General features: G+C 68.2%; 25 protein-coding genes. 16 read left to right on the plus strand and 9 right to left on the minus strand.

All coding sequences use genetic code 11. The features are described from left to right. Positions 1-14 precede the first annotated feature (14 nt). The 12 genes from P0R32_RS04160 (at position 15) to P0R32_RS04215 (ending at position 8,424) form a co-directional block, all read left to right on the plus strand. Positions 15-965, plus strand: coding sequence for a diacylglycerol/lipid kinase family protein (locus P0R32_RS04160; protein WP_276238693.1), 951 nt, complete (start codon positions 15-17; stop codon positions 963-965). A 94-nt stretch (positions 966-1,059) separates the two neighbouring features. Beyond that, positions 1,060-1,647 (plus strand): NUDIX hydrolase, encoded by a 588-nt coding sequence (locus P0R32_RS04165; protein WP_276238694.1) that lies wholly within the window; start codon positions 1,060-1,062, stop codon positions 1,645-1,647. 10 nt (positions 1,648-1,657) lie between these two features. Continuing rightward, positions 1,658-2,095 (plus strand): desampylase, encoded by a 438-nt coding sequence (locus P0R32_RS04170; RefSeq protein ID WP_276238695.1) that lies wholly within the window; start codon positions 1,658-1,660, stop codon positions 2,093-2,095. A 23-nt stretch (positions 2,096-2,118) separates the two neighbouring features. Continuing rightward, complete coding sequence (locus P0R32_RS04175) at positions 2,119-2,838, plus strand: SDR family NAD(P)-dependent oxidoreductase (RefSeq protein ID WP_276238696.1); 720 nt, start codon at positions 2,119-2,121, stop codon at positions 2,836-2,838. 127 nt (positions 2,839-2,965) lie between these two features. After that, positions 2,966-3,379 carry a helix-turn-helix domain-containing protein gene (locus tag P0R32_RS04180; protein ID WP_276238697.1) on the plus strand — a complete coding sequence of 138 codons (414 nt, stop codon included), beginning with the start codon at positions 2,966-2,968 and terminating at the stop codon, positions 3,377-3,379. A gap of 98 nt (positions 3,380-3,477) precedes the next feature. Then, entirely contained in the window at positions 3,478-4,143 is a 666-nt protein-coding gene (locus tag P0R32_RS04185) for a helix-turn-helix domain-containing protein (protein ID WP_276238698.1), read from the plus strand. Positions 4,144-4,496: 353 nt separating this feature from the next. After that, positions 4,497-4,814 (plus strand): DdfA family disk-determining factor, encoded by a 318-nt coding sequence (gene ddfA / locus P0R32_RS04190; RefSeq protein WP_276238699.1) that lies wholly within the window; start codon positions 4,497-4,499, stop codon positions 4,812-4,814. Between the two features lie 171 nt (positions 4,815-4,985). Then, positions 4,986-5,363, plus strand: a complete 378-nt coding sequence (locus tag P0R32_RS04195; protein WP_276238700.1) for a translation initiation factor IF-5A — start codon at positions 4,986-4,988, stop codon at positions 5,361-5,363. Positions 5,364-5,367: 4 nt separating this feature from the next. Next, positions 5,368-6,225 carry an arginase family protein gene (locus P0R32_RS04200; protein WP_276238701.1) on the plus strand — a complete coding sequence of 286 codons (858 nt, stop codon included), beginning with the start codon at positions 5,368-5,370 and terminating at the stop codon, positions 6,223-6,225. Positions 6,226-6,300: 75 nt separating this feature from the next. Beyond that, positions 6,301-7,068: a Nif3-like dinuclear metal center hexameric protein gene (locus tag P0R32_RS04205; protein WP_276238702.1), complete on the plus strand. Its 768-nt coding sequence runs from the start codon at positions 6,301-6,303 to the stop codon at positions 7,066-7,068. A 58-nt stretch (positions 7,069-7,126) separates the two neighbouring features. Then, a complete protein-coding gene (locus P0R32_RS04210) occupies positions 7,127-7,273 on the plus strand; it encodes a hypothetical protein (protein WP_276238703.1) in 147 nt (48 codons plus the stop codon). Positions 7,274-7,353: 80 nt separating this feature from the next. Continuing rightward, complete coding sequence (locus P0R32_RS04215) at positions 7,354-8,424, plus strand: deoxyhypusine synthase (protein WP_276238704.1); 1,071 nt, start codon at positions 7,354-7,356, stop codon at positions 8,422-8,424. A 213-nt stretch (positions 8,425-8,637) separates the two neighbouring features. Here the strand turns inward: P0R32_RS04215 and P0R32_RS04220 are convergent, their stop codons facing one another. The 3 genes from P0R32_RS04220 to P0R32_RS04230 all read right to left on the minus strand — a co-directional run bounded on the left by P0R32_RS04220 (position 8,638) and on the right by P0R32_RS04230 (position 12,029). Then, complete coding sequence (locus tag P0R32_RS04220; RefSeq protein ID WP_276238705.1) at positions 8,638-9,891, minus strand: carboxylate--amine ligase; 1,254 nt, start codon at positions 9,889-9,891, stop codon at positions 8,638-8,640. Between the two features lie 163 nt (positions 9,892-10,054). Further along, positions 10,055-11,662 carry a spermidine synthase gene (locus P0R32_RS04225; protein ID WP_276238706.1) on the minus strand — a complete coding sequence of 536 codons (1,608 nt, stop codon included), beginning with the start codon at positions 11,660-11,662 and terminating at the stop codon, positions 10,055-10,057. Next, positions 11,655-12,029, minus strand: a complete 375-nt coding sequence (locus P0R32_RS04230; protein ID WP_276238707.1) for a hypothetical protein — start codon at positions 12,027-12,029, stop codon at positions 11,655-11,657. The genes P0R32_RS04225 and P0R32_RS04230 overlap by 8 nt, the downstream gene beginning before the upstream one ends. 164 nt (positions 12,030-12,193) lie before the next feature. On the opposite strand from P0R32_RS04230, the gene P0R32_RS04235 reads away from it, so the two are divergent. Continuing rightward, positions 12,194-13,024, plus strand: coding sequence for a hypothetical protein (locus P0R32_RS04235; protein ID WP_276238708.1), 831 nt, complete (start codon positions 12,194-12,196; stop codon positions 13,022-13,024). A 184-nt stretch (positions 13,025-13,208) separates the two neighbouring features. Here the strand turns inward: P0R32_RS04235 and P0R32_RS04240 are convergent, their stop codons facing one another. Together P0R32_RS04240 and P0R32_RS04245 are read right to left on the minus strand one after the other, a co-directional pair. Further along, positions 13,209-13,574, minus strand: coding sequence for a rhodanese-like domain-containing protein (locus P0R32_RS04240; protein WP_276238709.1), 366 nt, complete (start codon positions 13,572-13,574; stop codon positions 13,209-13,211). Between the two features lie 108 nt (positions 13,575-13,682). Further along, on the minus strand, positions 13,683-14,357 hold the full coding sequence (locus tag P0R32_RS04245) for a hypothetical protein (protein ID WP_276238710.1): 675 nt from the start codon (positions 14,355-14,357) through the stop codon (positions 13,683-13,685). Positions 14,358-14,538: 181 nt separating this feature from the next. On the opposite strand from P0R32_RS04245, the gene P0R32_RS04250 reads away from it, so the two are divergent. The 3 genes from P0R32_RS04250 (at position 14,539) to P0R32_RS04260 (ending at position 16,905) form a co-directional block, all read left to right on the plus strand. Then, positions 14,539-15,564, plus strand: a complete 1,026-nt coding sequence (locus P0R32_RS04250) for an AI-2E family transporter (RefSeq protein ID WP_276238711.1) — start codon at positions 14,539-14,541, stop codon at positions 15,562-15,564. A gap of 51 nt (positions 15,565-15,615) precedes the next feature. Next, a complete protein-coding gene (locus P0R32_RS04255; RefSeq protein WP_276238712.1) occupies positions 15,616-16,452 on the plus strand; it encodes an ion transporter in 837 nt (278 codons plus the stop codon). A 258-nt stretch (positions 16,453-16,710) separates the two neighbouring features. Beyond that, on the plus strand, positions 16,711-16,905 hold the full coding sequence (locus tag P0R32_RS04260) for a cold-shock protein (protein ID WP_276238713.1): 195 nt from the start codon (positions 16,711-16,713) through the stop codon (positions 16,903-16,905). Positions 16,906-17,301: 396 nt separating this feature from the next. Here the strand turns inward: P0R32_RS04260 and P0R32_RS04265 are convergent, their stop codons facing one another. The 4 genes from P0R32_RS04265 to P0R32_RS04280 all read right to left on the minus strand — a co-directional run bounded on the left by P0R32_RS04265 (position 17,302) and on the right by P0R32_RS04280 (position 21,514). Beyond that, positions 17,302-18,348 (minus strand): DUF4397 domain-containing protein, encoded by a 1,047-nt coding sequence (locus P0R32_RS04265; RefSeq protein WP_276238714.1) that lies wholly within the window; start codon positions 18,346-18,348, stop codon positions 17,302-17,304. 270 nt (positions 18,349-18,618) lie between these two features. Beyond that, positions 18,619-19,668: a DUF4397 domain-containing protein gene (locus P0R32_RS04270; protein WP_276238715.1), complete on the minus strand. Its 1,050-nt coding sequence runs from the start codon at positions 19,666-19,668 to the stop codon at positions 18,619-18,621. A 288-nt stretch (positions 19,669-19,956) separates the two neighbouring features. Further along, complete coding sequence (locus P0R32_RS04275) at positions 19,957-21,156, minus strand: redox-regulated ATPase YchF (RefSeq protein ID WP_276238716.1); 1,200 nt, start codon at positions 21,154-21,156, stop codon at positions 19,957-19,959. Between the two features lie 73 nt (positions 21,157-21,229). Beyond that, on the minus strand, positions 21,230-21,514 hold the full coding sequence (locus P0R32_RS04280; protein ID WP_276238717.1) for a HalOD1 output domain-containing protein: 285 nt from the start codon (positions 21,512-21,514) through the stop codon (positions 21,230-21,232). Between the last annotated feature and the right edge of the window lie 8 nt (positions 21,515-21,522).

Here is a 21,522-nt window from a genome sequence, read left to right on the forward strand (position 1 = left end):
ACGGGTCGTGGCCCATGCGCGTGCTCGTCCACAACCCCCGCAGTGGCGACGGCAAGCGGAGCGCCCGCGCCGCCGACATCGCCCGCGACCGCGGCTACGACGTTCGAAGCTCCCGCGAGCGGGGCGACACGTACGACCTCGCGCGCGAGGCCGTCGCCGACGGCGCCGACCTGGTCGCGGCCGCCGGGGGCGACGGCACGCTCAACGACGTGGTCCGCGGCGTCGACGACGAGGACGCGCTCGACCGCGTCACCGTCGGCGTCGTCCCCGCGGGCACGGGCAACGACTTCGCCGACAACGTCGGGATTCGCGGCGTCGACCACGCGTTCGACCTGCTGGAGTCGGGCGAGCGCCGCCGGCTCGACCTCGGGCGCGTCGACCTGCCGCGAGGCCCCGGCGACGACCACGACGACGACCTCTCGTCACGACCGTTTCTCAACTCCTGTGTCGGCGGCCTCACAGCCGAGTCGAGCGCCCGGACCACCCGGGAGTCGAAGCGTCGACTCGGCGTGCTCGCGTACGTCGCGGCGACGATGGCGCACACGCGGAGCTTCGAGGGACTGGAGTTGGACGTGCGTGCCGGCCCCGAACGCGACCCGGTGTGGGAGGGCACCGCCGCGATGCTGTTGGTCGGCAACGGGCGACGCTTCCCGGGCGAGGAACGCCGGCAAGCGAACATGGAGGACGGCAAGCTCAACGTCGTCGTGGTGGAAGACGCCCCCGCGTACGACTACCTCGGACGCGGCGCGCTCGACAAACTCCTGCGCCGCGGCGCGTCACACCTCACGCGGCTGAAAGTGCCGTCGCTGACGGTCGACGCCGCCAAGCCGCGGCAGTTCTCGCTCGACGGCGAGTTGGTCGAGCGGCGCCACGTCGAACTCGCCGCGCGACCGCGGGCGATGGAGTTCGTCGTCGGCGAGGCGTACGACCGCCACCCGGAGGAGAACCCACCGGACGTCGAGTGAGGCCGGTCCGTCGCGGCTCCCCGGGCCGCCGCGACCGCCTCGCGGACGCGTCGACACCGAAGCCGTCATGGTCCGCCCTCACGCACGACGGCGTATGAGTACGGACGACGCCGGCGCGAGCGACGCCGGAGCCGCCGAGGACGTGGAGCACAAGAACGCTCTCCAAGACGTGATCGCCGTCGACAGCGACGACAACCCGGAGGGGACGGTGAACCGACTGGAGGCCCACACCGGCGACGGCGTCCGTCACCGCGCGTTCACCTGCCTCGTGTTCGACTCGAACGGGCGCCTCCTGCTGGGCCAGCGCGCGCCCGGCAAGCGCCTGTGGGGCACCTACTGGGACGGCACCGTCGCCTCCCACCCCGTCGAGGGCCAGTCGCAGGAGGAGGCCACTCGCCAGCGCCTGGAGGAGGAACTCGGCATCACGCCCGACCAGTACGGCGACGTGGAACTGACCGACCGCTTCGAGTACAAGCGCTACTTCGAGAACGCTGGCCTGGAGTGGGAGGTGTGTGCGGTGCTGAAGGTGACGCTGGAGGACGACGCGCTCGACCCCGACGAGGAGGAGATCGCCGGGCTGCTGTGGGTCGACTACGAGCACCTCCACGACCACCCCGAGTGGTACCGCCAACTGCGCCTGTGCCCGTGGTTCGAGATCGCGATGCGGCGCGACTTCGAGTAGCCACCTCGCCGTGCCCGCCGACCGCCTGCTGCTCCCGACTGCGGTGCGTGACACCCTCCACGAGCGCCGGGCGGCGGGCGCGCCGGCGGAGGTGTGTGGCGTGTTGCTGGGCGAGCGGGCGGTCGACGAGAACACCGACGACCGCGCCGCCGCCGCCGACCGCGTCGCCGAGGCGGTCCCCGTCGACAACGTCGCGACTGACCCCGAACGATTCTACGAACTCGACCCCGCCGAGACCGTCGCCGCCATCGAAGACGGCGAGACGCGCGGCCTCGACGTCGTCGGCTTCTACCACTCACACCCGCGCGGGCCGGCGGAGCCGTCTGCGACCGACCGCGACCGCGCGACGTGGACCGGCTACGTCTACTGCATCGTCGCGCCCGAGGACGTCGTCGCGTACCGCTGGACGGGCGAGGCGTTCCGCTCGCTCCGGGTCGAAACGCCGTAGTCCCCCGACCGCCAACGGCGGGTATGACCACCACCGACGCCGAGACGCCGGAGCCGGAACTGTACGACGACCTCACCGGACAGGCCGCGCTCGTGACGGGCGCGAACCGCGGCATCGGCGCAGAGATCGCCGCCAACCTCGCCGACCTGGGCGCGACGGTGTACGCGGGCGTCCGCAGCGTCACCTACGACCTCCCCGACGAGTACGAGCGCGTCGTCCTCGACGTGAGCCAGGAGGGCGACATCCAGGACGCCCTGAACACGATCGGCGAGTCAGAGGACGGCCTCGACATCCTGGTCAACAACGCGGGCGTCGGCCACTTCGGCGAGGCGCTCCACGAGGAGCAGACCCACCACATCGACCACTCCATCTCGGTGAACCTCCGCGGGCCGATGCTGCTGTGTAAGTACGCGCTCCCGCCGATGCTGAACACCGAGACGCCACGGATCGTGAACGTCTCCTCGGGGATGGGTGCGCTCGGCGAAGAGCAGTCAGGCGGGTCGCCGTCGTACCGCGTGACGAAGACCGCGCTCAACGGCCTCACGAAGTACCTCGACGGCGAGTACGCCGACGAGGGACTGATCGCCAACTCGGTGTGTCCAGGCTGGGTCCACACCGACATGGGTGGCGAGGAGGCGCCGCGGACGCCCGCCGAGGGGGCCGACACCCCGACGTGGCTCGCGCGCTTCCGCTCGGGGCCCGCGGGGTCGTTCTGGCGCAAGCGCGAGCAGATCGACTGGTAGGCGGGACGAATCGGGGGGCGTGCTGGGCGTGTGTCCGTCGGATCGCGACGAACGCGGACGGGTGCCTAATGAAGTGACTGAGATATCAAGCAGTAGCTACTGGTCGAACTGTCCATATTACAGAGTCGTGACTACCCCTACCGAGGCCGACTGGCTGACGGACGACGGCGGGACGCCCGACTCTGGGATCGACTGGTCGGCAGTGTTGGACGCGCTGGCGCACGCAGAGCGGCGCGCGGTGCTCGCCGCCCTCCGTCGCGAGTCGACCGAACGGGTGTCGGTCGACGAGTTGGCCGCGGCGGTGCGTGACGGCCCGGACGACGACGGCGCCACCATCAGACTGCAGCACGTGCACCTCCCGAAACTCGCCGAGGCGTCGCTCACCGAACCGGTCGACGAGGCGGGTCGCGTCGCCCCGGCCTCGCTGGGGCTGTCGCTCCCCGAGTGGATGCTCACCGTCGACGGAGAGGCCGAGGCGCAGTCGGCGACGACGGCACGGACGGACCACCACTCCGGCACCGCCGACGCGGACGACGACTAACCTGCCCGGACGCGTCGGGTGTTCTTGGGTCGCTGTGGGCTCCCGCCGGTGTCGATACGAGGGTGCTACTCAAGACGTTCGCAAGCGTACCCGGGCGCATGGCCGTCATCGCTGAGTTCACTGTCGAACCCGAGCAGTTCGTTCTCGGGCAGGTGCTGGCGCGCGCCTCCGACATCGAAGTAGAGATGGAGCGCGTGGTGCCCAGTTCCCAGCGTGTGATGCCGTACATCTGGGTCCACGCCCCAGACTTGGACGCCTTCGAGTCGGATATCAAGGCGAGCACGTACGTCGACGAGGTCATCGCGCTCGACGTGCTCGACGACCGTGCCCTCTACCGGGTCGAGTGGAGCGAGGACGTGCGGAGCCTCATCTACGCGATGGCGGAGTTCGACGCGACCATCCTGGAGGCCAACAGCTCCGGTCGGTGGTTCTTCCGAATCCGCTTCGAGGACCGCTCGCGCGTCGCGGAGTTCAACGAGTTCCTGATCGACCGCGGCATCGACATCACGATGACGCGCCTGTACACGCTCCACGGCGGCGAGGACTCCGGTGAGCCGTTCGGCCTGACCGAGGCCCAGCAGCGGGCGCTCGCGGTGGCCATCGAGCACGGCTACTTCGAGGTTCCGCGGCGGACCACACTGAGCGACCTCGCCGGGGAGTTGGGGGTGAGCGAGCAGTCGATGTCCGAAACGATCAGGCGCGGCGTCAACAACGTCCTCCAACACACGGTCGCCTCAGGACAGTCGCCGCCAGGCAATTTGTGACCTCTGCCCGGACCAGCGTATATACGTGCTTGTCATTTCAAGCGACACCCATTGATAGCAAAGATGGGTAATCCAAACATGGAGTATACTCTGCGGCATTGGTCGGCTGTCTACGAGGATCTCTCAGCTTGGTTCTCACGTGGCCCAGTCGGCGTGGCCGTCGGTCCCGGCGTACCCGACGCCCACGCTCGACGAGCGCCCGCAGACGGCGGCAACCCGCTGTCGCGACTGGGACACACTCGCCGCCCGACGGTCGTGGCGGCGACCTCACTCACCTGGGGACGCCCGATAGAACCGTCTTCTCCTGTGACTGATCTCGGTGCGGCACGCTCTCGAAGAGACAGTGAGCAAAGATGAACAGAGACACTGACCGCGTCGACGACAGCGAGTTGGGAAGCGACAACGTCGACGCGAACGTCCGTCTCCCCGCCGACGAGGGGGGCTTCGACACGGTGAGCATCCGCGTCGTCGAGTGCGTCGCCGAGGCGACCGGTCGAGAGCCGACCGACCTCCCGCCGCTGTACGATGTGGTCGACCCGGACGCGCTCGACGACCTCTTCACGGCCGGCGGCGACGGGAACTGCACCGTCTCGTTCCGGTTCGAGGGGACGCTCGTCGAGGTGCGCGGCGAGGGCGACGTCGCCGCCGTCCAGATGCCCGCCGACGACTGAGGCGACCGGACCGAGCGCGAGGCTGCTGTCTCCCATCGTATCGAACCACCCCGTCCAGACCCATCGCTCGCGGCCACTCACTCGCCGAGAGCGCGACGGACTCACACGCGTGTGCGCCAGCCGCTGAACGCTATCAAACCGTTTATACCGCGGCGACGGGAACCGCGAGGTATGCCGAGAGAGCAGAAGCAGGTCCGCGAACTCCAGGAGGGGAGCTACGTGATGATGGAGGACTCCCCCTGCAAGATCAACGCCTACAGCACCGCCAAGCCCGGCAAGCACGGCAGCGCGAAGGCCCGCATCGAGGGCAAGGGCGTCTTCGACGGGAAGAAGCGGTCGCTCTCCCAGCCTGTCGACGCCAAGGTCTGGGTCCCGATCATCCAGCGCAAGCAGGGACAGGTCGTCTCCGTCTCCGGCGACGACGCGCAGGTCATGGACCTCGACACCTACGAGACGTTCACGATGCGCATCCCCGAGGACGAGGACTTCACGCCGGACCAGAACATCGAGTACCTCGAGTACGAGGGCAACCGGAAGGTCGTCGGGTAGGCTCGTGCCGTTCCCCGGTGCCGTCGCCGACCGCGACGACGCAGCGTACGTCCTGACGGGCGCACCGCTCGACGCGACGACGACGTTCCAGCCGGGCACGCGCTTCGGCCCCGAGCGGGTTCGCCGCTTCGCGGCCACCTACGACGACTACGACCGACACACGGATTCGTTCTTCTCCGATCTGGGCGTCCACGACGCGGGCGACGTGCCCGCGTGGGACGCGCTCGACGACTACCTCGACCACCTGACCGCCGAACTGCGTGCCGCCGTCATCGACGACGCCGTCCCGCTGCTGCTCGGTGGTGAGCACACGGTCACGTGGGCGGGCGTGCGCGCGACCGACCCCGACGTGCTCGTGACGCTCGATGCCCACCTCGACCTGCGAGACGCCTACGACGGCAACCCGCTGAACCACGCGTGCGTCGTCCGCCGGTGTCTCGACGGCCTTGGCGACGACGAGGCCGAGGACGCCGAACAGTACCCCACCGTCGACGAGGTGGTCGTCCTCGGCGCACGCACCGGCTCCCCCGAGGAGTGGGAGCGCGCCGACGCGCCGGACGTGACGGCCGTCGCCCCCGAGGACGTGGCCGACTGGACGGCGAACTTCGACGGCGTCGACGACCGCGACGTGTACCTCTCGGTCGACATCGACGGCGCCGACCCCGGGTTCGCCCCGGGAACGGGGACGATGGAGCCGTTCGGCCTGTCGCCCCGGGAGATGCGCGACGCCGTTCGCGCGGTCGCACCCCACTGCGTCGGCGTCGACGCCGTCGAAGTGAACGACCGCGACGACGGACAGGCGGCGGCGCTGGCGGGCAAACTGCTCCGCGAGGCCGTGTACGCCCACGCGGACGCGCGGTAGCGCCCCTCGACCGGCGACACCGGCTTCCGACCGCGTCGCGTCGGCTACATACCTCCGGAGCGACAACGCCCACGCATGGAGCGATCCACGTTCGTCGACCGACTCGACGAGGAACTGGGCACCGACGCGTACGCCGACCTCGACGCCTCTCCGAACGGCCTGCAGGTCGGGTCGCGGACCGGCGAGGTCGAGCGCGTCGCCTTCGCCGTCGACGCCGTCGAGGCGACCGCCGAGGCCGCCGTCGAGTGGGGCGCCGACGCGCTCGTCACCCACCACGGCGTGATCTGGGGCGGCCTCGACCGCGTGACGGGCCGCGAGTACGACCGCGTCGCACCCCTGATCGCCGACGACGTGGCGCTGTACGTGTCGCACCTCCCGCTGGACGGCCACCAGACGCTCGGCAACGCCGCGGGCGTCGCCGACACGCTGGGGCTGGTCGACCGCGAACCGTTCGGGGAGATGGGGCCCGAGTACGTCGGCCAGCGCGGGGTCGCGCCCGACGGCTACACCGCACCGGACCTCGCCGCCACGCTGGAGGACCACCTCGACCACGGCGGTCAGGGCGTGCAGGTGCTCGACTTCGGCCCCGAGGTGATCGAGGACGTGGGGATCGTCACCGGTAGCGGGAGCGACTGGCTCCGCGAGGCCGAGTCGCGGGGGCTGGACGCGCTCGTCACCGGCGAGGGGAAGGGGAAGGCGTACCACGAGGCGCGCGAGGCCGGCGTCTCCGTGTTCCTCGCGGGCCACTACGCGACCGAGACGCTCGGCGTTCAGGCAGTGCAGGCGCTCGCCGAGGAGTGGGGACTGGAGACGACGTACCTCGACCACCCGACCGGGCTGTAACGGCGCGGACTCCTCGCGGCGTTCGACGGGCCTCCTGCTCCCGGCGACGGAGGTGCTCGTGTTCGGCTACCTCGACGTGGTCGCCACGGGCGGATTCGTCGTGTTGGCGGTGAACGGTCTCGCTCGCGACGACGACACAGTCGGTGCCGACGAGGAAGACGAGGCAGACGAGGCCGACGGCACGGCGTCGGTCGCCGCCGACTGACCGACCGACTGCCGGGCTGATTCCCCGCCCGCGACGCGCGAACCACGCGGTTCAAGCGCCCCGCGACCGCACCGCCGACAATGAGCGACGAGGGCCACGACGACGACGGCCACGACGACGGCCACGACGAGGCGACCGGCTACGAGACGCCCCACCGCGAGGCGTTCGACCACGACCCGCTCGGTCACACGCGCGTGGCCGGCGGGATGACCGTCGGCGAGTTGGTCGAACAGTACGGCCACGCGGGCATCGGCGCGGAGTCGGTCCACGAGGCCGCGGACGTGCTCTCGGAGATGTGGGCCGACGACGACTGCACCGTGTTCGTCTCGCTGGCGGGGGCGATGGTCCCCACTGGGATGCGGCGCATCGTCGCGGACCTGATCCGCGACGGCTACGTCGACGCCCTGATCACCACGGGCGCGAACCTCACCCACGACGCCATCGAGGCTATCGGCGGGAAACACCACCACGGCGAGGAGCGCCAGGAGGGGAAGACCCTGCGCGAGCACGACGAGCAACTCCGCGACGAGGAGGTCGACCGCATCTACAACGTCTACCTCCCGCAGGAGCACTTCGCCGAGTTCGAACAGCACCTCCGCGAGGAGGTGTTCCCGCCGCTGGCCGAGGCGGACGGCGCCGTTTCAATCGCCGAGTTGTGTGCGGAGTTGGGCCGCGCCAACAGTGAGGTGAACGAGCGCGAGGACGTGGCCGAGGGCGCCGGCGTCGCCGCCGCGGCCTACGAGCACGACGTGCCCGTCTACTGCCCCGCGGTGCAAGACTCGGTGCTCGGACTGCAGGCGTGGATGTACGCGCAGACCTCCGACCTGACGCTCGACGCCCTGGCGGACATGACGCCGTTGACGGATCAGGCGTTCGACGCCGAGGACGCCGGCTGTCTGCTCATCGGCGGCGGTGTCCCGAAGAACTTCACTCTCCAGACGATGCTCGTGACGCCGCGGGCGTACGACTACGCGGTGCAGGTGACGATGGACCCCGAGGCGACGGGCGGCCTGTCGGGGGCGACGCTGGAGGAGGCGCGGTCGTGGGGGAAACTAGAGAAGGACGCGAGGAACGCCTCCGTGTACGGCGACGCGACGGTGTTCCTCCCGTTGCTCGTTGCGGCGGCGCGCGAGCGTGTCGAAGCCGAGTAGACGACTGGTAGCCGTCTAGTCGACGAGGCCTTCCTCTCGTACGTGGCGTTCGAGCGCTGCTTCGTCGTCGAATCCCCTGCCACAGTCGTGACAGAAGACGCGGTCGGACCCGGTGAGACTCATGGGTAAGCGTAGCATACACGCGGATCGGTGATATACCCGGCGGCTCGTGACAACGTTTACCGAATCGCGAGTGACCACTGACAGGACTCGTCAGGTGTGGTCGGGGCGCTTGCCGCCGAGCAGTTTCGGGCGGCGGAGGCGCTCGAGCGGGCCGCTCGGGAGCATACGCTTGGCCCCCGCGAGGAACGGCCCCGGGTCGTCGAGCGTCAGGTAGTCGAACCGCGGTTCCAAGACGATCGAGGAGCCGATGTCCCACAGCGTCCGCGCGACGGACGGCCGGGGGATGTGGGGGGAGTCCTCCGTGAGCACGCTCATCAGGTAGCCCAACTCCCCGCGGATCATGTGCGTTCCGACGCCGATTTCGTAGTCGTTCTCGATCTCGTCGCTCCGGCCGGTGGCCGCGAGCCAGTAGTAGTACGGGTAGTCTGCGCCTGCCCGCACCGTCGACGGGAGCGACTGCCACATCCGAGGGTTGATCTCGGTAAGGACGTACTCGCCGGTGTCGGCGTCGCGCATGTACTCGATGCACGCGAGGCCGTGCCAGTCGAGTTCGTCGAGCAGCGCCCGCCCGACCCGCTCCAGTTCCGGGTCGTAGATGGAGCGGCGGTAGACGCCGCCGCCGCCGGTGTAGGAGTTGCCTCGGATCTGCCGGTGTTGGAACGTCGCGAGCGGGTCGCCGCGGTCGTACAGCCCCGTGAACATGAACTCGCCGTCCGTGTGGACGAACTCCTGCACGATGGGTTCGTGGCGCATCTCCCGTTCGATCCTGTCGAGGTCCGGGCGCTCGCCGGCGCCGACGTGGTAGATGTGTTTGACCACGTCCATGGCCTCGGGGCCCAACTCGTCGAGGTACGCGTCCGCGAGGACGTTGTACCGCGACTTGATCAACAGCTCCGGCTCCCAGTCGTCGACCTCCGAGAGCCGGCGCGTCTCGGGGACCGGGACGCCCGCCGCCTCCGCGGCTTCCGCCAACTGGAGTCGGTCGTGGACTCGCTCCAGCTGCGCCATCGTCGGCACCACCAGCGAGACGTGTTCGGCGAACTGCTCCTCGTACCGCGAGAGGACGTAGCAGTCCTCGGGTCGCACGGGGATGATCGTCCGGATATCGTCTCGCTCGGCGAGCGCGAGAAGCGCGTCCCGGTAGGTGAGGAGGTTGGCTCGCGGGTCGGGGAGCGACACCGACTCGTCGCAGTAGCGAGAGGCCGCCGCGGGGACCCCCTGCTTCTCGGAGGCGACGACCGCACCGATGCCCTGCCGGGCGAGCGAACGCAGACACGTGTACGTCGACGCGTCGTGGCCCGTCGGGATGAGCGCGCGGTCGACCGCCCGGTGCGAGTGATGCATTATCGACCACACCTTGCCTCCGCCGGGCGATTAGTATGAAGAGGCAAGGCGAATGTACGGTCTACGTAACCGATTTCCGCCTCCCAAGAACGGTATGCTTGCCGACGCCGGACTCTTCGGCTCATCTGGGAGACAGCTGGGCGTCATCGGCGCGCTCACCCGCTCACGCCGCCGGTAAGGCGATCCCAACCGCGGGTCTGGCCGTCGCGTTCACGGCGGCGTCGCTGCCGTTCGTCTCCTGGATCACGTACCGTTGGCCGACCATCGGGTCGAGCAGACTGTCGACGGGGGCGCGGTCGTCGCGCAGGAGTGGCACGTCGTCGGTCGGCGGTGCACCGGCGTAGTCGCGGATTTCGGCGGAGAGATCGATCCCGATGTCGCGCCGTTCGTTGCGCGCGAGCAGTCGGTCCTCGGAGAGCCTCGTCTCGTTCTTCGTCGCCACCACCTCGATGTTCTGGACGACGCCCCCGCCGGCGGTCGGGAACGCGTACACCTGCGGGAACACCGCGTCCATCGTGCGGTACTCGGCGCGGTAGAACTGCGAGGCCGGCCCGCTGGCGGCCGAGATGACGTTCGCGAACAGGATACCGTCGTCGTCGAGGCGACTGCTCGCCAACGTCATGAACTCCTGCGTCGTCAACTCGAACGGCACCTTGTCCTTCTGGTAGGCGTCCATGACGATCAGGTCGTACGTCTCGTTCGTCTCACGGAGGAACTCCCGCCCGCCCTGGTTGTGGATCCGGAGGCGCGCGGACTCCTCGACGCCGAAGTACGTCTTCGCCGCCGAGATGACCTTGGGGTCGATCTCGACGACGTCGACCGTCACGTCGTAGTCGGTCACGAACCGCTTGGGCCCGGTGAAGCCGCCGCCGCCGACGAACAGCACCCGGTCGATATCCTCGGCGTCGTCGGCGAACAGCAGGGGGAGGTGGAAGTAGCGGGTGTAGCTGAACACGTGGCGGTTCGGGTCCTCCAAGTCCATCGCGCTGTGGCGCTGGCCGTCGAGGTAGAGGGTGCGGGTGTCGCCCAGATCGACCACCTGCAGTTCCTGGTACGGAGTCTGCGTCTCGTACACCACTCGTCCCTCGACGGTGTAGCCCGCGGCCCCCGTCGCCGCCGAGACGACGAGCAGCACCGCGACGAACCCCGTCACGGTGGCGCGCTCCCGGCCGATCGGGCGACTGATCACGAGCGCCGTCAGGATCGACAACGCCCCGAACACGAGTGCGATCTGGTCGATGCCGAGCGACGGGATGAGGAAGTACGTCGTCGCGAACGCGCCGACGATGCTCCCGACGGTGCCGAGCATGTACACGTGCCCCGACGCCTCACCCAGCCCCTCTTTCGCGGACAGCTCGGCGGCGTACGGGCTGACGTAGCCGAGGAGGTAGGTGGGCGGCCCGAACAGGATCACCACCGCCGGGAGCGACGCGACTCGACTGGGCAACGGGAACCCCGAGGTCGCCCGGAGCATGAGGTCGCCGACGAGAATCAGCCCTGCGACGTACGCGGCGGTGAGGAGGAACACGCGCGCCATCCGACCGTTTGTCGCGCGCTGGGCCGCCTGCTTGCCGCCGCGGTGGTAGCCGTAGCTCAACGCCGCGAGGAACACGCCGATGATCGTCCCCCACGTGTAGATGGTGCTGCCGAACTGCGGGGCGATCATGCGACCGGCGAGGATCTCCAGCCCCATGCTCGCGACGCCGGAGACGAACACCGCCGTCTCCGGCTTGCTCAAGCGGAGGGCGTCAATCGAGCGGGCGTCACTCATTGTCGATGGCACGGCGCGGAGGGGGATAACTGTTGGACGACCCGGAGGTCGCCCGGGAGGAGTAACGCACTTGCGTCGCCGCTGGGTAGGTGCGCGTGGCCGATGACGAGGCGACCGCTCCGAGCCGGGGTGGCTCCCGTGCGACGACGAGCCCTATGAGTGCCGAGGCCAAATACCGCTTTTCCCGGTAGCACACCCGCCACAGCAGTGACCGCACCCGATGCACGAGCGTCCCGTTCTGGTACCCGCGCCACCCGCTCATCCCGCCAGCGAGCGTCTGGGTGTCGTATCCCTCGTCGTCGAGGAGGAACGGCACGTCACCGGTGTCGAGCCGACTGTCCAGTTCGTCTGGCCGAACGTTGCTCATCGACCTCGCGTTCGTGAAACACTGGCAACACGTTTTGAGCGACGACGTTCAGAGACCATCGCTGTCGTGGAAACTCTGTCTGTTCTCCAAATCATCGCGATATACTCAAGTAATTGCCATGTTTTACCAGATCATAATTATACACCGAGGGCAAACACTCGGCGATGGCTGGGCACCGGGGGGAGGAACAGAGCCGCCAGTTCAATGGGGACACACGGGTTCTCTACCACCGAGCGGTGCGGACGCCGTTGCCGAACACGGACGCCGAGCGGTTGTTCTACGAGAACATGATGAACGTCGCCGACGCGCAAGAGCGCAAGGCGGACATGCTCGCCGACCCCGACGTGCCCCTGGTCGACGCGTACGAACGCCAATTCGAACAGATCGCCGAGAGCTACGAGCGTCGGCTTCGGTCCATCGCCGGCGACGACTACGAGGCGGTCGCACTCGCACACTACCGCGGTGACCGAGACGACCGGGTGAGCCGATTGGCCGCCTACTACTACGAGGGCCTCTGGCGGATGCAACAGCGCATGACCGTCACGGACATGCTGTTCTTCCCCATCATCCTCCGATACCCCGACAGTTTCACCGTGAACATCCGGTTCGCCAGCGGCCACACGACGACAGAATCGGTGCTGTACGAGTCGCCCGAACACTTCGACGCGGAACTCGACGAGGAGTACGTCGACCAGTACGTCCGCGAGAGCCGCTACTCCCAGAAGGAGGCGGCAGCGCAGATTCGGGCGTGGGCAGACATCATCCGCGAGGAGTTCACCGACCCCGACGAGGTTCCCTTCGAGGAGCGGAAGTACGGCGGAATCGTCTCCGGTGGCGGCCGAAAGGGGCCGGTCTTTTCGTCGGTACTCAAGCGCGTCGAACCCGACCCAGACCGGTTCGACGCCCCCGTCGACGCTCCGACGCTCGTCGGCGAGGGTGACGAAGCGAGACGGACCGCCCGAGAGTTGCTCCCCGAAGGGTCGGTCGTCATCTGATCGGCGCTCGGGAGCGACGTCTCCGGGGCCGCCGACCTCCTGTTACAGAGAATTCTCCTGAATAAACAACCCCATGCTGTCTATCGATAAACAGAGGATCTGACCTTTCAACATACTTGACTCTGTAATTCAGTGACGATCTCTGGTTCATTTACCGAGGCCACGATTCCGCTCTCCACCGAACTCAGAATAGCTTCCAGACGAGCGACCGCAGTCGATACAGCACCGACCCACTCTGATACCCACGCCACCCGCTCATCCCACCCAACAGCGTGGCGGCGTCGTACCCCTCGTCGTCGAGTACCCTGGTCGCCCGCTTGGCGACGATGCCCATCTTACAGATCGTGACGACCTCGCGGTCGCGCGGAATCTCGTCGAGGTGGCGTCGGAGGGCGTCCTCGTCGCCGGCGCGCAGGTCGTCGTACACCGGCACGTTGTGGCTCCCGCCGATGTGGCCCCGCTCGTAGTCGTCGCGCGGGCGGATGTCGAGGAGGTAGTAACCGCCGTCGGCGAGACGGGAGTCCAGTTCGTCTGGACGGATAGCGCTCATCACGCTCGCTTGTGCGTGCGGTCTGTAAAGAGTTGCTTCGGGAGTACCGGATTCGAGCGAGCGAGACAGGGAGCGCTCACGGTCTGGCCCGACCGGGCACCGCTGCGCTCAGATCGTCGCGTCGTTCGCGAGTTTCGTCGGCTCCACGATCAGCGTCCGCGGCCCGACCAGCGCCTTCGCCGAGCCCTTCCCGCTGGCGTACACGTCGAGGTCGGCCTTCAACTCGATCGTGTGGGTGCCCGAGCCGACGTTCAGCGTCAGCCAGTTGAACGCGTTGGCGCTGCGCGTGCGGAGGAACAGTTCGATCATCGCCTCCTCGTTCTCGAAGTTGCTCGTCTTCATGCCGAACTCGCGGTTGTTGAACACGACCGCGCCGTCGCTCCCGCTCGTCACGGGCACCTCTTCGCCGTCGACTTCGACCCAGCAGGTGAGGCCGGCGTTGGCCCACGACTCGTCGTTCCCCTTCGTCTTGATGTCGGTGTACAGCCCCGACTCGACGGTCGCCTGCAGGATCAGGTCCGTCGGCGAGGAGGTCTTCATCGACCCGCTGAGGAGCGTGACCGCCGTCGACGACGACGCCGACCCGCCGTTGCTCTGTGCGGCCTCGACGAGTTCGAGCGTCGAGCCGACCGCCGACAGCTTGTCGGCGGGCGAGTGGCTGGCGCTCGCGACCCCGGTTCCGAGGGCGCTCAAGCCGAGGCCGGCCGCCCCCGCCGCGAGGACGGTGCGGCGACCGAGTTCGAGTGCTGTGCGCTCTGCTGTGTCGTCTGCGTCGTCACTCATGGTGTGTCACCCACGCCGCATTCCTCCCCGGAATCCCCCCAGAGCGGCCACGACGAGGCGTGGTAGTGCCTGAGCGGTATCCGGTTATAGTGTTTTTTCCACCTGATTTGTACTGTACAACGAATCGTCCATATCCGCTCGACTGTTCGACGCGGCGTCGTGTCTCGATCCGATCGGATTGATGACAGCACCCGTCCTACCCCCGCAGGTGACGCCACAGCGCAGGTTCCTCCTCGCACTCGCCGCGGTGACCGCACTCGTCGCCGTCTGGATCGTCGCGCCACTGGCGCAGTACGTCCTCGTCGCAGTCCTGCTCGCGTACGTCCTCCAACCGGTCCAGCGTCGCCTCGCGCCGCGGGTCGGTGCCCGCGTCTCGGCGGTCGTGGTGATCCTCGTGTCGGTGGGTGCGATCGTCGCGCCGGTGGCGGTCGTGCTCGCTGTCGCGGTCCGAGCGATCGACCAGGTCCGCGGAGCGCTCGTCGGCGACGGCGTCGACTTCGGTGCGCTAGAGGAACTGGCGGCCGCCGGCGGCGTCGACCTCCGCGGGGAGCTGACGGCCGTGACCCGCCGGGTGTTCGACTCCGGGTTCGGCACGATGTTGGAGCTGTTCGGTGGGGTCTCTGACGCACTGATCGGACTCACCGTGCTGCTGTTCGTCGTCTACTACCTGCTCGTGGACGGCCAGACGCTCGTCGCGTGGGTGGAGCGGGCGACGCCGCTGGAGTCGACCACGAGTCGACGACTCCGACGCGACCTCGACCGGATCACGTGGGGCGTCGTCGTCGGCAACGTCGCCATCGCCGTGGTGCAGGGCGTGCTCACGGGGCTGGTGTTCGCGCTCGTCGGCGTCTCCAACGTGGTGTTCTGGACAGTCGTGACGACGCTGCTCTCGCTGCTGCCGCTGATCGGCGCCTCGATCGTCTGGATCCCGATGGCGGTGTTCCTGTTCCTCTCGGGCCGCCCCGTAGACGCCGCGGTCGTGTTCGTCCTGGGCGCCGGCGTGATCAGTCTCTCGGACAACTACCTCCGACCGATCGTCACGGGGCACGAGGCGCACGTCAGCCCGGGACTGATGGTCGTCGGCATCTTCGGCGGCGTCCTCGCGTTCGGGTTCGTCGGGCTGTTCGTCGGCCCGATCGTGCTCGCGTTCGCGAAGACGCTGGTCGACACGCTCGTCGACGAGGATCGGCACCCGGCCGAGGCGTGACACGCCGCCGGGCAGGCGGGTGTTTTTGTCCCTCCCTGCGGGAGTCGCCGTATGGACGGGCACGGCTCCGGGTCGCCTCGTGGGTGCCGCGAACAGGTTCGCTTCTACCTGCTCGATCACCGGACGCCGCTCGGTCGGATCATCGACGTGTCGTTGCTGGTCCTGAACCTCGTGTTCGTCGGCCTGTTCGTGGTCCAGACGTACCCGCTGGCACCGGCGACGCGCGCGCTCTTGTGGCGCGCGGAGGTGGTGATCGCGGCGGTGTTCGCCGTTGAGTACGTGCTCCGACTGTACGGCGCCGCCGACCGACTCGGCGAGGCGACCGACCCCTACACGGTCGTCGACCTCGTGTCCGTGCTGCCGACGCTGTCGGCGGCGCTGGCGGTCGGCCCGGCCGTCGCCGCGAACATCGGCTTCTTGCGCGCCGTCCGCGTCGTCCGCGTGCTGCGCTTCTACCGCTTCACCCGCGACGAGGAGTTCTTCTTCGGCACCATCGAACACAGCACGCTCCGAGCGGTGAAACTCCTGCTCACGGTGCTGGTCATCTTCTTCGTCGGTGCGGGGCTGTTCTACAGCGCCGAGGCCGCCGCGAACCCGGGGATCGAGAACTTCGGGGACGCGTTCTACTACATGGTGATCGCGCTGTCGACGGTCGGCTTCGGCGACATCGTCCCCGCGACGCGGCTCGGTCGCTGGATCACCGTCGCGGGCGTGTTCGCCGCCATCGTCCTCGTCCCCTGGCAGGCGCGGAAGGTGATCCGCGCGTGGACGGAGGACGTCGTCGACGTGACCTGCCCGAACTGCGGACTCACGGGCCACGACGCCGACGCCTCCCACTGCAAGGCCTGCGGACATGTGATCTACCAAGAGTACGAGTCCGACGAGTGACGCCCTGAAGCGACGCCACGACCGCGCGCAGGAGCCACGTGAGTCGGGTGTGAACGCGTCTCTCGACCCCGAGATCGCTGGATCGGCGGAATCGAGGGCTGCTTGTGACGGTTCCGACAACGATCCTCGTGAGAACGCAATGTACGTGGTTGAATGACCAACCGATCGGCTTGTAGCGGGATATTCGTTTAGAAAAAATCCATCTTGCAAGACGAATGCGCAACCCTTATCAGGTTGACGGCCATTCGTTTAGTTGCAATGGCAAACGGTAAGGTTGACTTCTTCAACGACACTGGCGGCTACGGTTTCATTACGACTGACGACTCCGACGACGACGTGTTCTTCCACATGGAGGATGTTGGCGGCGAGGACCTGACCGAGGGTCAGGAAATCGAGTTCGACATCGAGGACGCCCCGAAGGGCCCCCGCGCGACGAACGTCGTCCGCAACTAAACTAAGTTTCAGCCGTCGCCGTTAGGCGACACACTGTGACTCCGTTTCTTCAACCGACGCAACTGACACAGCGGGAGCGCTCGCTCGACCGACGGCGGACTCGTCCCGTCGAGACACCGACGTGGACGGGGCCGCCCCGGTCGAACACGAACGCACCCGGGAGCGACGGCGACGGCCCGATAGACCGCATCCACACCCGCGGCGCCCGACGACGAACCGACCGTCGGTGTCGCTCGCCCCGCTCGCCGCTGTCGCTCCCAGTTCCACGTCGAGAGTGACCGAACTGGCGACGCCGTCGCTGGTCGGTGACGGGTGTCGCCGTCGGGGGTGGCCGGGTCGCCTGCCGCGACCCGCCCCCAGAAACCGTTCTGTACGCCGACGATTACCGAGGGGTCCTCACTCCTCGGCGGCCTCCGTCGTGGTCGCGTTCTCCGTTCCCACCGGGGTCGGGGTCGGCGTCTCGGTCTCCTCCTCGTCAGTCTCCGTCTCGGTCGCGTTCTCCGTTCCCTCCGGGGTCGGTGTCTCCGTCTCCTCCTCGTCCTCTGCGTCGTCTGCGTCTTCCGCGTCGTCGTCAGCGGGACCTGCGTCCTCGGGCGGGCCAGCGTCGTCCGGCGGGCCCTCGCCCTCACCGGCGTCCTCTGGCGGGCCAGCGTCGTCCGGCGGGCCCTCGGGTTCGACGACTTCAGCGTCGTCGTCTGGGAGTTCGACGGTGGTCGTCGCGTCGGGTGTCAGCGCGATCTGGAACGGCTCGCTGTCGTTCTCACCGGCGAGCGACCCGATCGCGTAGGCGGTGTACGCCGACTCCTCGTCGAGTTCGACCTCGACGGTGCCGACGATGGTGCCGTTGTTATCCTCGGAGGCCGCACGGATCTCGAGGGTGTACTCGTCCTCCGGCACGGTCACGTAGTCGGTGACGAAGCCGTAAGAGACGTTTTCAGCGACGACGACGTCGCTGCCCTCGACGGTGATGTCGACGGCGGGCGCGTCCGGCGAGAGGTGGGCGACCGCCACTGCGGCCTCACCCTCCTCCGGTTCGTACGCGTCGTCGCTGATGAACAGCGGCGCGAACGGTTGGCTCGCGTTCTCGCCGACCTCACCGCTCGCGGCGACGGTCGTCACCGACCGCGGGCCGACGGTGACGTTCGACTCGTACACTGTGTCGCCGCCGTCTGCGGTCGTGATCGTCAGTTCGTACTCGCCGGCGGCGACCGAGAGGTACTCGGTCGACTCGCCGAACGCGAGGTCGCTGACGACCGTCTCGTTGTTCAGCGCCACGTCGACGGCGGGCGCGTCTGGCGACGCGTGGAGCACGCGGACGTAAGCGGTCTCCTGTGTCGTCGGGCCGTCCTCTTCTTGCACCTGCTGCAGGGTTGTGGGGTTCAGTTCTGGCGCGTCGCCGAGGGCGCCTCCGGCGAGGAGGACGCTCCCGACGAGTATCGCCACTAGTGCTACCGCGAGTCTGCCTGATGGTGGGTCTGCCATCGCGTTTCGCCGACATGTGTGCGCAGGTGATTGTTATGCACCGAACGGCTGTAGAAAGCCCGACACCGCCGGAATCCTCCGATTTGTAATCCGTTCGTACATCGACCGGTCCGCCGCTCGTCACGTCCCGTTCGATCGGCGCCGCGGCTCCGGGTAAGGCCGATCTGCGCTCGAAAAACGTGCGATTACACCGGTGCGACTCGACCGCCGTCCGCGCCGGTGCCTCTGTGATCAGCCCGACCCTTCGGTGGCGGTGCCGGCCTCGGTTCCGGCTTCCGTCCCGACCTCGGTGCCGGTCTCGGTCCCAGTTTCCGTGCCGGTCTCCGTGCCGCTTTCGGTCCCCGCCATCGACGCGCCGGCGTCGACCGTGAGGAGCACCTCGAACGGCGCGTCGACGGCCTCGCCGTCGGGCGTGAGGTACCCCGTCGCGAACGCGGAGTTGACCGTGCCGCCCTCCAGCGCCACGTCGACGGTGGCGACCGCCTCGGACGCGCCCGCCGCCTCGGTGCCGGTCGCCGCCTCAGTTTCGGTCTCGTTGCCGCCCGGCGTCCCGGTCGTCTCGCCCATCCCTTCGGCGGCGCTGATCTCCAGCGCGTACTCCCCGGCGGGCACCTCGACGTAGTCGCTGGCCTCGCCGAAGGCGACGCTCTCGACGAGCGTGTCGCCGTCGGCGACCCCGACGCTCACCGGGGGTGCGTCGGGCGACGCGTGGACGACGCGCGCGGCGGCCATGTCCGAACTCGGCGCCTCGACGCGGTCTTCCAGCGCCTCGACGGCGAACTCCTGGTTCGTGCCGGACACCTCGCCGAAGGCGGCGACGGTGAACGCGCCGTTGGCGAACTCGACCTCCTGTTCGAAGACGGCCTCCTCTTCGCCGGTCGGCGTGACCGCGACCGTGTACGTGCTCGGCTCGAGCACGTAGTAGTCGCTCACCGCCCCGAAGGCGACGTCCTCGAGCACCGTCGCGCCGCCGACGGAGACGTCGACGTTCGGCGCGTCGGGCGAGAGGTGGGCGATCCGAGCGACCGCACTCCCCTCTTCGACCGCCGCCGCGGGGTCGTCGGTCGTCTCCGGCGCCTCGGGAGTCTCCGTCTCCGCTTCCGTCTCTTCGTCGGTGCCGGCCGCTTCGGTCTCCTCGTCGGTCATGCCCTCGACCGACCCGACCGTGCCGTTCGTCGCGTTCGTGCTGTTGTTGACGCCCGCACTACACCCGGCGAGGCCGACCCCCGCTGCTGTACCTAGTACCGCCGCGAACTGCCGCCGTGACACTTTCCGGCTCATGCGGTCCGACTGGTCCCTCGGCTGCCGCTTTGTTATGCATCGGTGCGCGATCTGACACGTCGCGATTACGTCACCGGGACTCGGCGGCTGTCTTCGGTGTGGTGTGCTACCGTGTGTCCACTCTCCTCCCCGGCGCGGGGTGGCGGTAAGTCGCGACGATTCGGACGGGTCGTCAGTAAGTCGACTGTACGCGCGACCGTCGCGACACCCCGTCGATCGGTGGATTGGCGACTGGGAAGAACGGCGGAGTAGGGCGGGATTTGGACACGATCGATCCGTGTCGACTGTTCACCCGGTCGTGACGATCTCGACGACGTCGCGGTGGTCGAGCACGGTGTCGGCGCCGACCTGGCGACCGCTGCGGCAGTCGATGCCGTGGAGGAAGCCGTCGCCGATGTCGGAGTGGAGCGTGTACGCGAAGTCCTCGGCGGTCGCGTAGCCGGGGAGGACGAAGCAGTCGCGGAACGGCCCCTTGCTCCAACTCCCGTTGGCGCTCCCGGGGAACACGGCCTTCGCGTCGAGTTCCTCGAACAGCGCCGCCTCGATGACCTCCTGGACGCCGGTGCCGCCGTACTCGGTGACGAACTCCCGGATGACCTCCAAGCCCTGCTCTTGTTCGTCGCTCACGTCGCCGACGATGTCGAAGTCGTCGTCGCCCTGCGTGTAGTCGACGACGCCCGCCTCGTCGGCCTTCTTCAGCGACCCTTCGGCGTGGGCGCTCGCGGGGACGATCGTGAGGTGCTCGTACTCCGGATCGGTCGTGATCGCCTCGTAGTTGTCACGCGCGGTCGGCGTGTCCATCTTGTTCGCCGCGATCACCATCGGCTTGGTGCGCTTGCGGATCTCTCGTGCGAGGTCGAAGCGGTCGTCGGCGTCCCACGTCTCCGGGTCGAGTTCCAGATCCAGCGCGAGGACGGTCTGTTTGATCTCGTCTTTGTTGGTGCGGAACGCCGACATCTGCTCGGCGAGCACCTCCTCGACGCCAATCTCGTCGCCGGGGTTGGGGCCTTGGTACATCGACTCGAACTTCTCGATGCCCTTCTCGAGGATGTCGAGGTACCACTGGTCGAGTTCCTCTTCGAGGAAGTCGATGTCCTCGCGGGGGTCGTGCCCCTCGGTGGGTTCGCCCTCGATGTCGGTCGTGCCCGAGAAGTCGACGACGTGGACGAGCACGTCCGCCTCGTTGAGGTCCGAGAGGAACTGGTTGCCCAGCCCCTTCCCCTCGTGGGCGCCGGGGATCAGCCCGGCGACGTCGACGAGTTTCACGGGGACGAACCGGGTGTCCTCGCGGCAGAAGCCGTGGTTCGGCTCGCACGTCTCGTCGAACTCGGGCGCGGGACAGTCGACGCCGACGTACGCCTCGCCGACGCTCGGGTCGATGGTCGTGAACGGGTACGCGCCCTCGGGCACGTCGTTCATCGTCGCCGCGTTGAAGAAGCTCGATTTCCCGACGGACGGCTTGCCGACGAGACCGACCTTGTAGCTCATTACGCACGCTGTGGCGCCACCACTGAAACGCGTTTCTACCGCAGGACGCCTGTGGCGCCCGTTCACATGGGGCTCAGCGCGTCGACTCGCTGTCGACGGAGACGTGGCCCGGCCCGTACACGCTGACGGAACACCCCGCCCACGTGAACTGCACGCTGACGTCGGCGCCGGACTCCTGACCGTCGCACGGGAACAGCCGCTGGAGCGCGTCGGGGTCGACCGCGTCGTACAGGGGAGCGTCGAGTTCCGTCGGTCGGACGCCCCGAGCCTCCGCGACCGCCGAGATGACGGCCAGGCAGATGTCGTCTTCCGCGGTTCGAACAACGGTCGTACGCTGGCTCACCTGCTTCACTGACATTGGTTCAC

The sequence above is a fragment of the Halobaculum marinum genome (assembly GCF_029338555.1).
GTDB lineage: Archaea > Halobacteriota > Halobacteria > Halobacteriales > Haloferacaceae > Halobaculum > Halobaculum marinum.

Coding starts and splice junctions, on each gene's coding strand:
- P0R32_RS04270 (WP_276238715.1), bottom strand. CDS start 19,668: ATGAGCCGGAAAGTGTCACGGCGGCAGTTCGCGGCGGTACTAGGTACA.
- P0R32_RS04185 (WP_276238698.1), top strand. CDS start 3,478: ATGGCCGTCATCGCTGAGTTCACTGTCGAACCCGAGCAGTTCGTTCTC.
- P0R32_RS04280 (WP_276238717.1), bottom strand. CDS start 21,514: ATGTCAGTGAAGCAGGTGAGCCAGCGTACGACCGTTGTTCGAACCGCG.
- P0R32_RS04245 (WP_276238710.1), bottom strand. CDS start 14,357: ATGAGTGACGACGCAGACGACACAGCAGAGCGCACAGCACTCGAACTC.
- P0R32_RS04225 (WP_276238706.1), bottom strand. CDS start 11,662: ATGAGTGACGCCCGCTCGATTGACGCCCTCCGCTTGAGCAAGCCGGAG.
- P0R32_RS04205 (WP_276238702.1), top strand. CDS start 6,301: ATGGAGCGATCCACGTTCGTCGACCGACTCGACGAGGAACTGGGCACC.
- P0R32_RS04260 (WP_276238713.1), top strand. CDS start 16,711: ATGGCAAACGGTAAGGTTGACTTCTTCAACGACACTGGCGGCTACGGT.
- P0R32_RS04220 (WP_276238705.1), bottom strand. CDS start 9,891: ATGCATCACTCGCACCGGGCGGTCGACCGCGCGCTCATCCCGACGGGC.
- ddfA (WP_276238699.1), top strand. CDS start 4,497: ATGAACAGAGACACTGACCGCGTCGACGACAGCGAGTTGGGAAGCGAC.
- P0R32_RS04230 (WP_276238707.1), bottom strand. CDS start 12,029: ATGAGCAACGTTCGGCCAGACGAACTGGACAGTCGGCTCGACACCGGT.
- P0R32_RS04275 (WP_276238716.1), bottom strand. CDS start 21,156: ATGAGCTACAAGGTCGGTCTCGTCGGCAAGCCGTCCGTCGGGAAATCG.
- P0R32_RS04240 (WP_276238709.1), bottom strand. CDS start 13,574: ATGAGCGCTATCCGTCCAGACGAACTGGACTCCCGTCTCGCCGACGGC.
- P0R32_RS04215 (WP_276238704.1), top strand. CDS start 7,354: ATGAGCGACGAGGGCCACGACGACGACGGCCACGACGACGGCCACGAC.
- P0R32_RS04250 (WP_276238711.1), top strand. CDS start 14,539: ATGACAGCACCCGTCCTACCCCCGCAGGTGACGCCACAGCGCAGGTTC.
- P0R32_RS04160 (WP_276238693.1), top strand. CDS start 15: ATGCGCGTGCTCGTCCACAACCCCCGCAGTGGCGACGGCAAGCGGAGC.
- P0R32_RS04195 (WP_276238700.1), top strand. CDS start 4,986: ATGCCGAGAGAGCAGAAGCAGGTCCGCGAACTCCAGGAGGGGAGCTAC.
- P0R32_RS04235 (WP_276238708.1), top strand. CDS start 12,194: ATGGCTGGGCACCGGGGGGAGGAACAGAGCCGCCAGTTCAATGGGGAC.
- P0R32_RS04165 (WP_276238694.1), top strand. CDS start 1,060: ATGAGTACGGACGACGCCGGCGCGAGCGACGCCGGAGCCGCCGAGGAC.
- P0R32_RS04255 (WP_276238712.1), top strand. CDS start 15,616: ATGGACGGGCACGGCTCCGGGTCGCCTCGTGGGTGCCGCGAACAGGTT.
- P0R32_RS04175 (WP_276238696.1), top strand. CDS start 2,119: ATGACCACCACCGACGCCGAGACGCCGGAGCCGGAACTGTACGACGAC.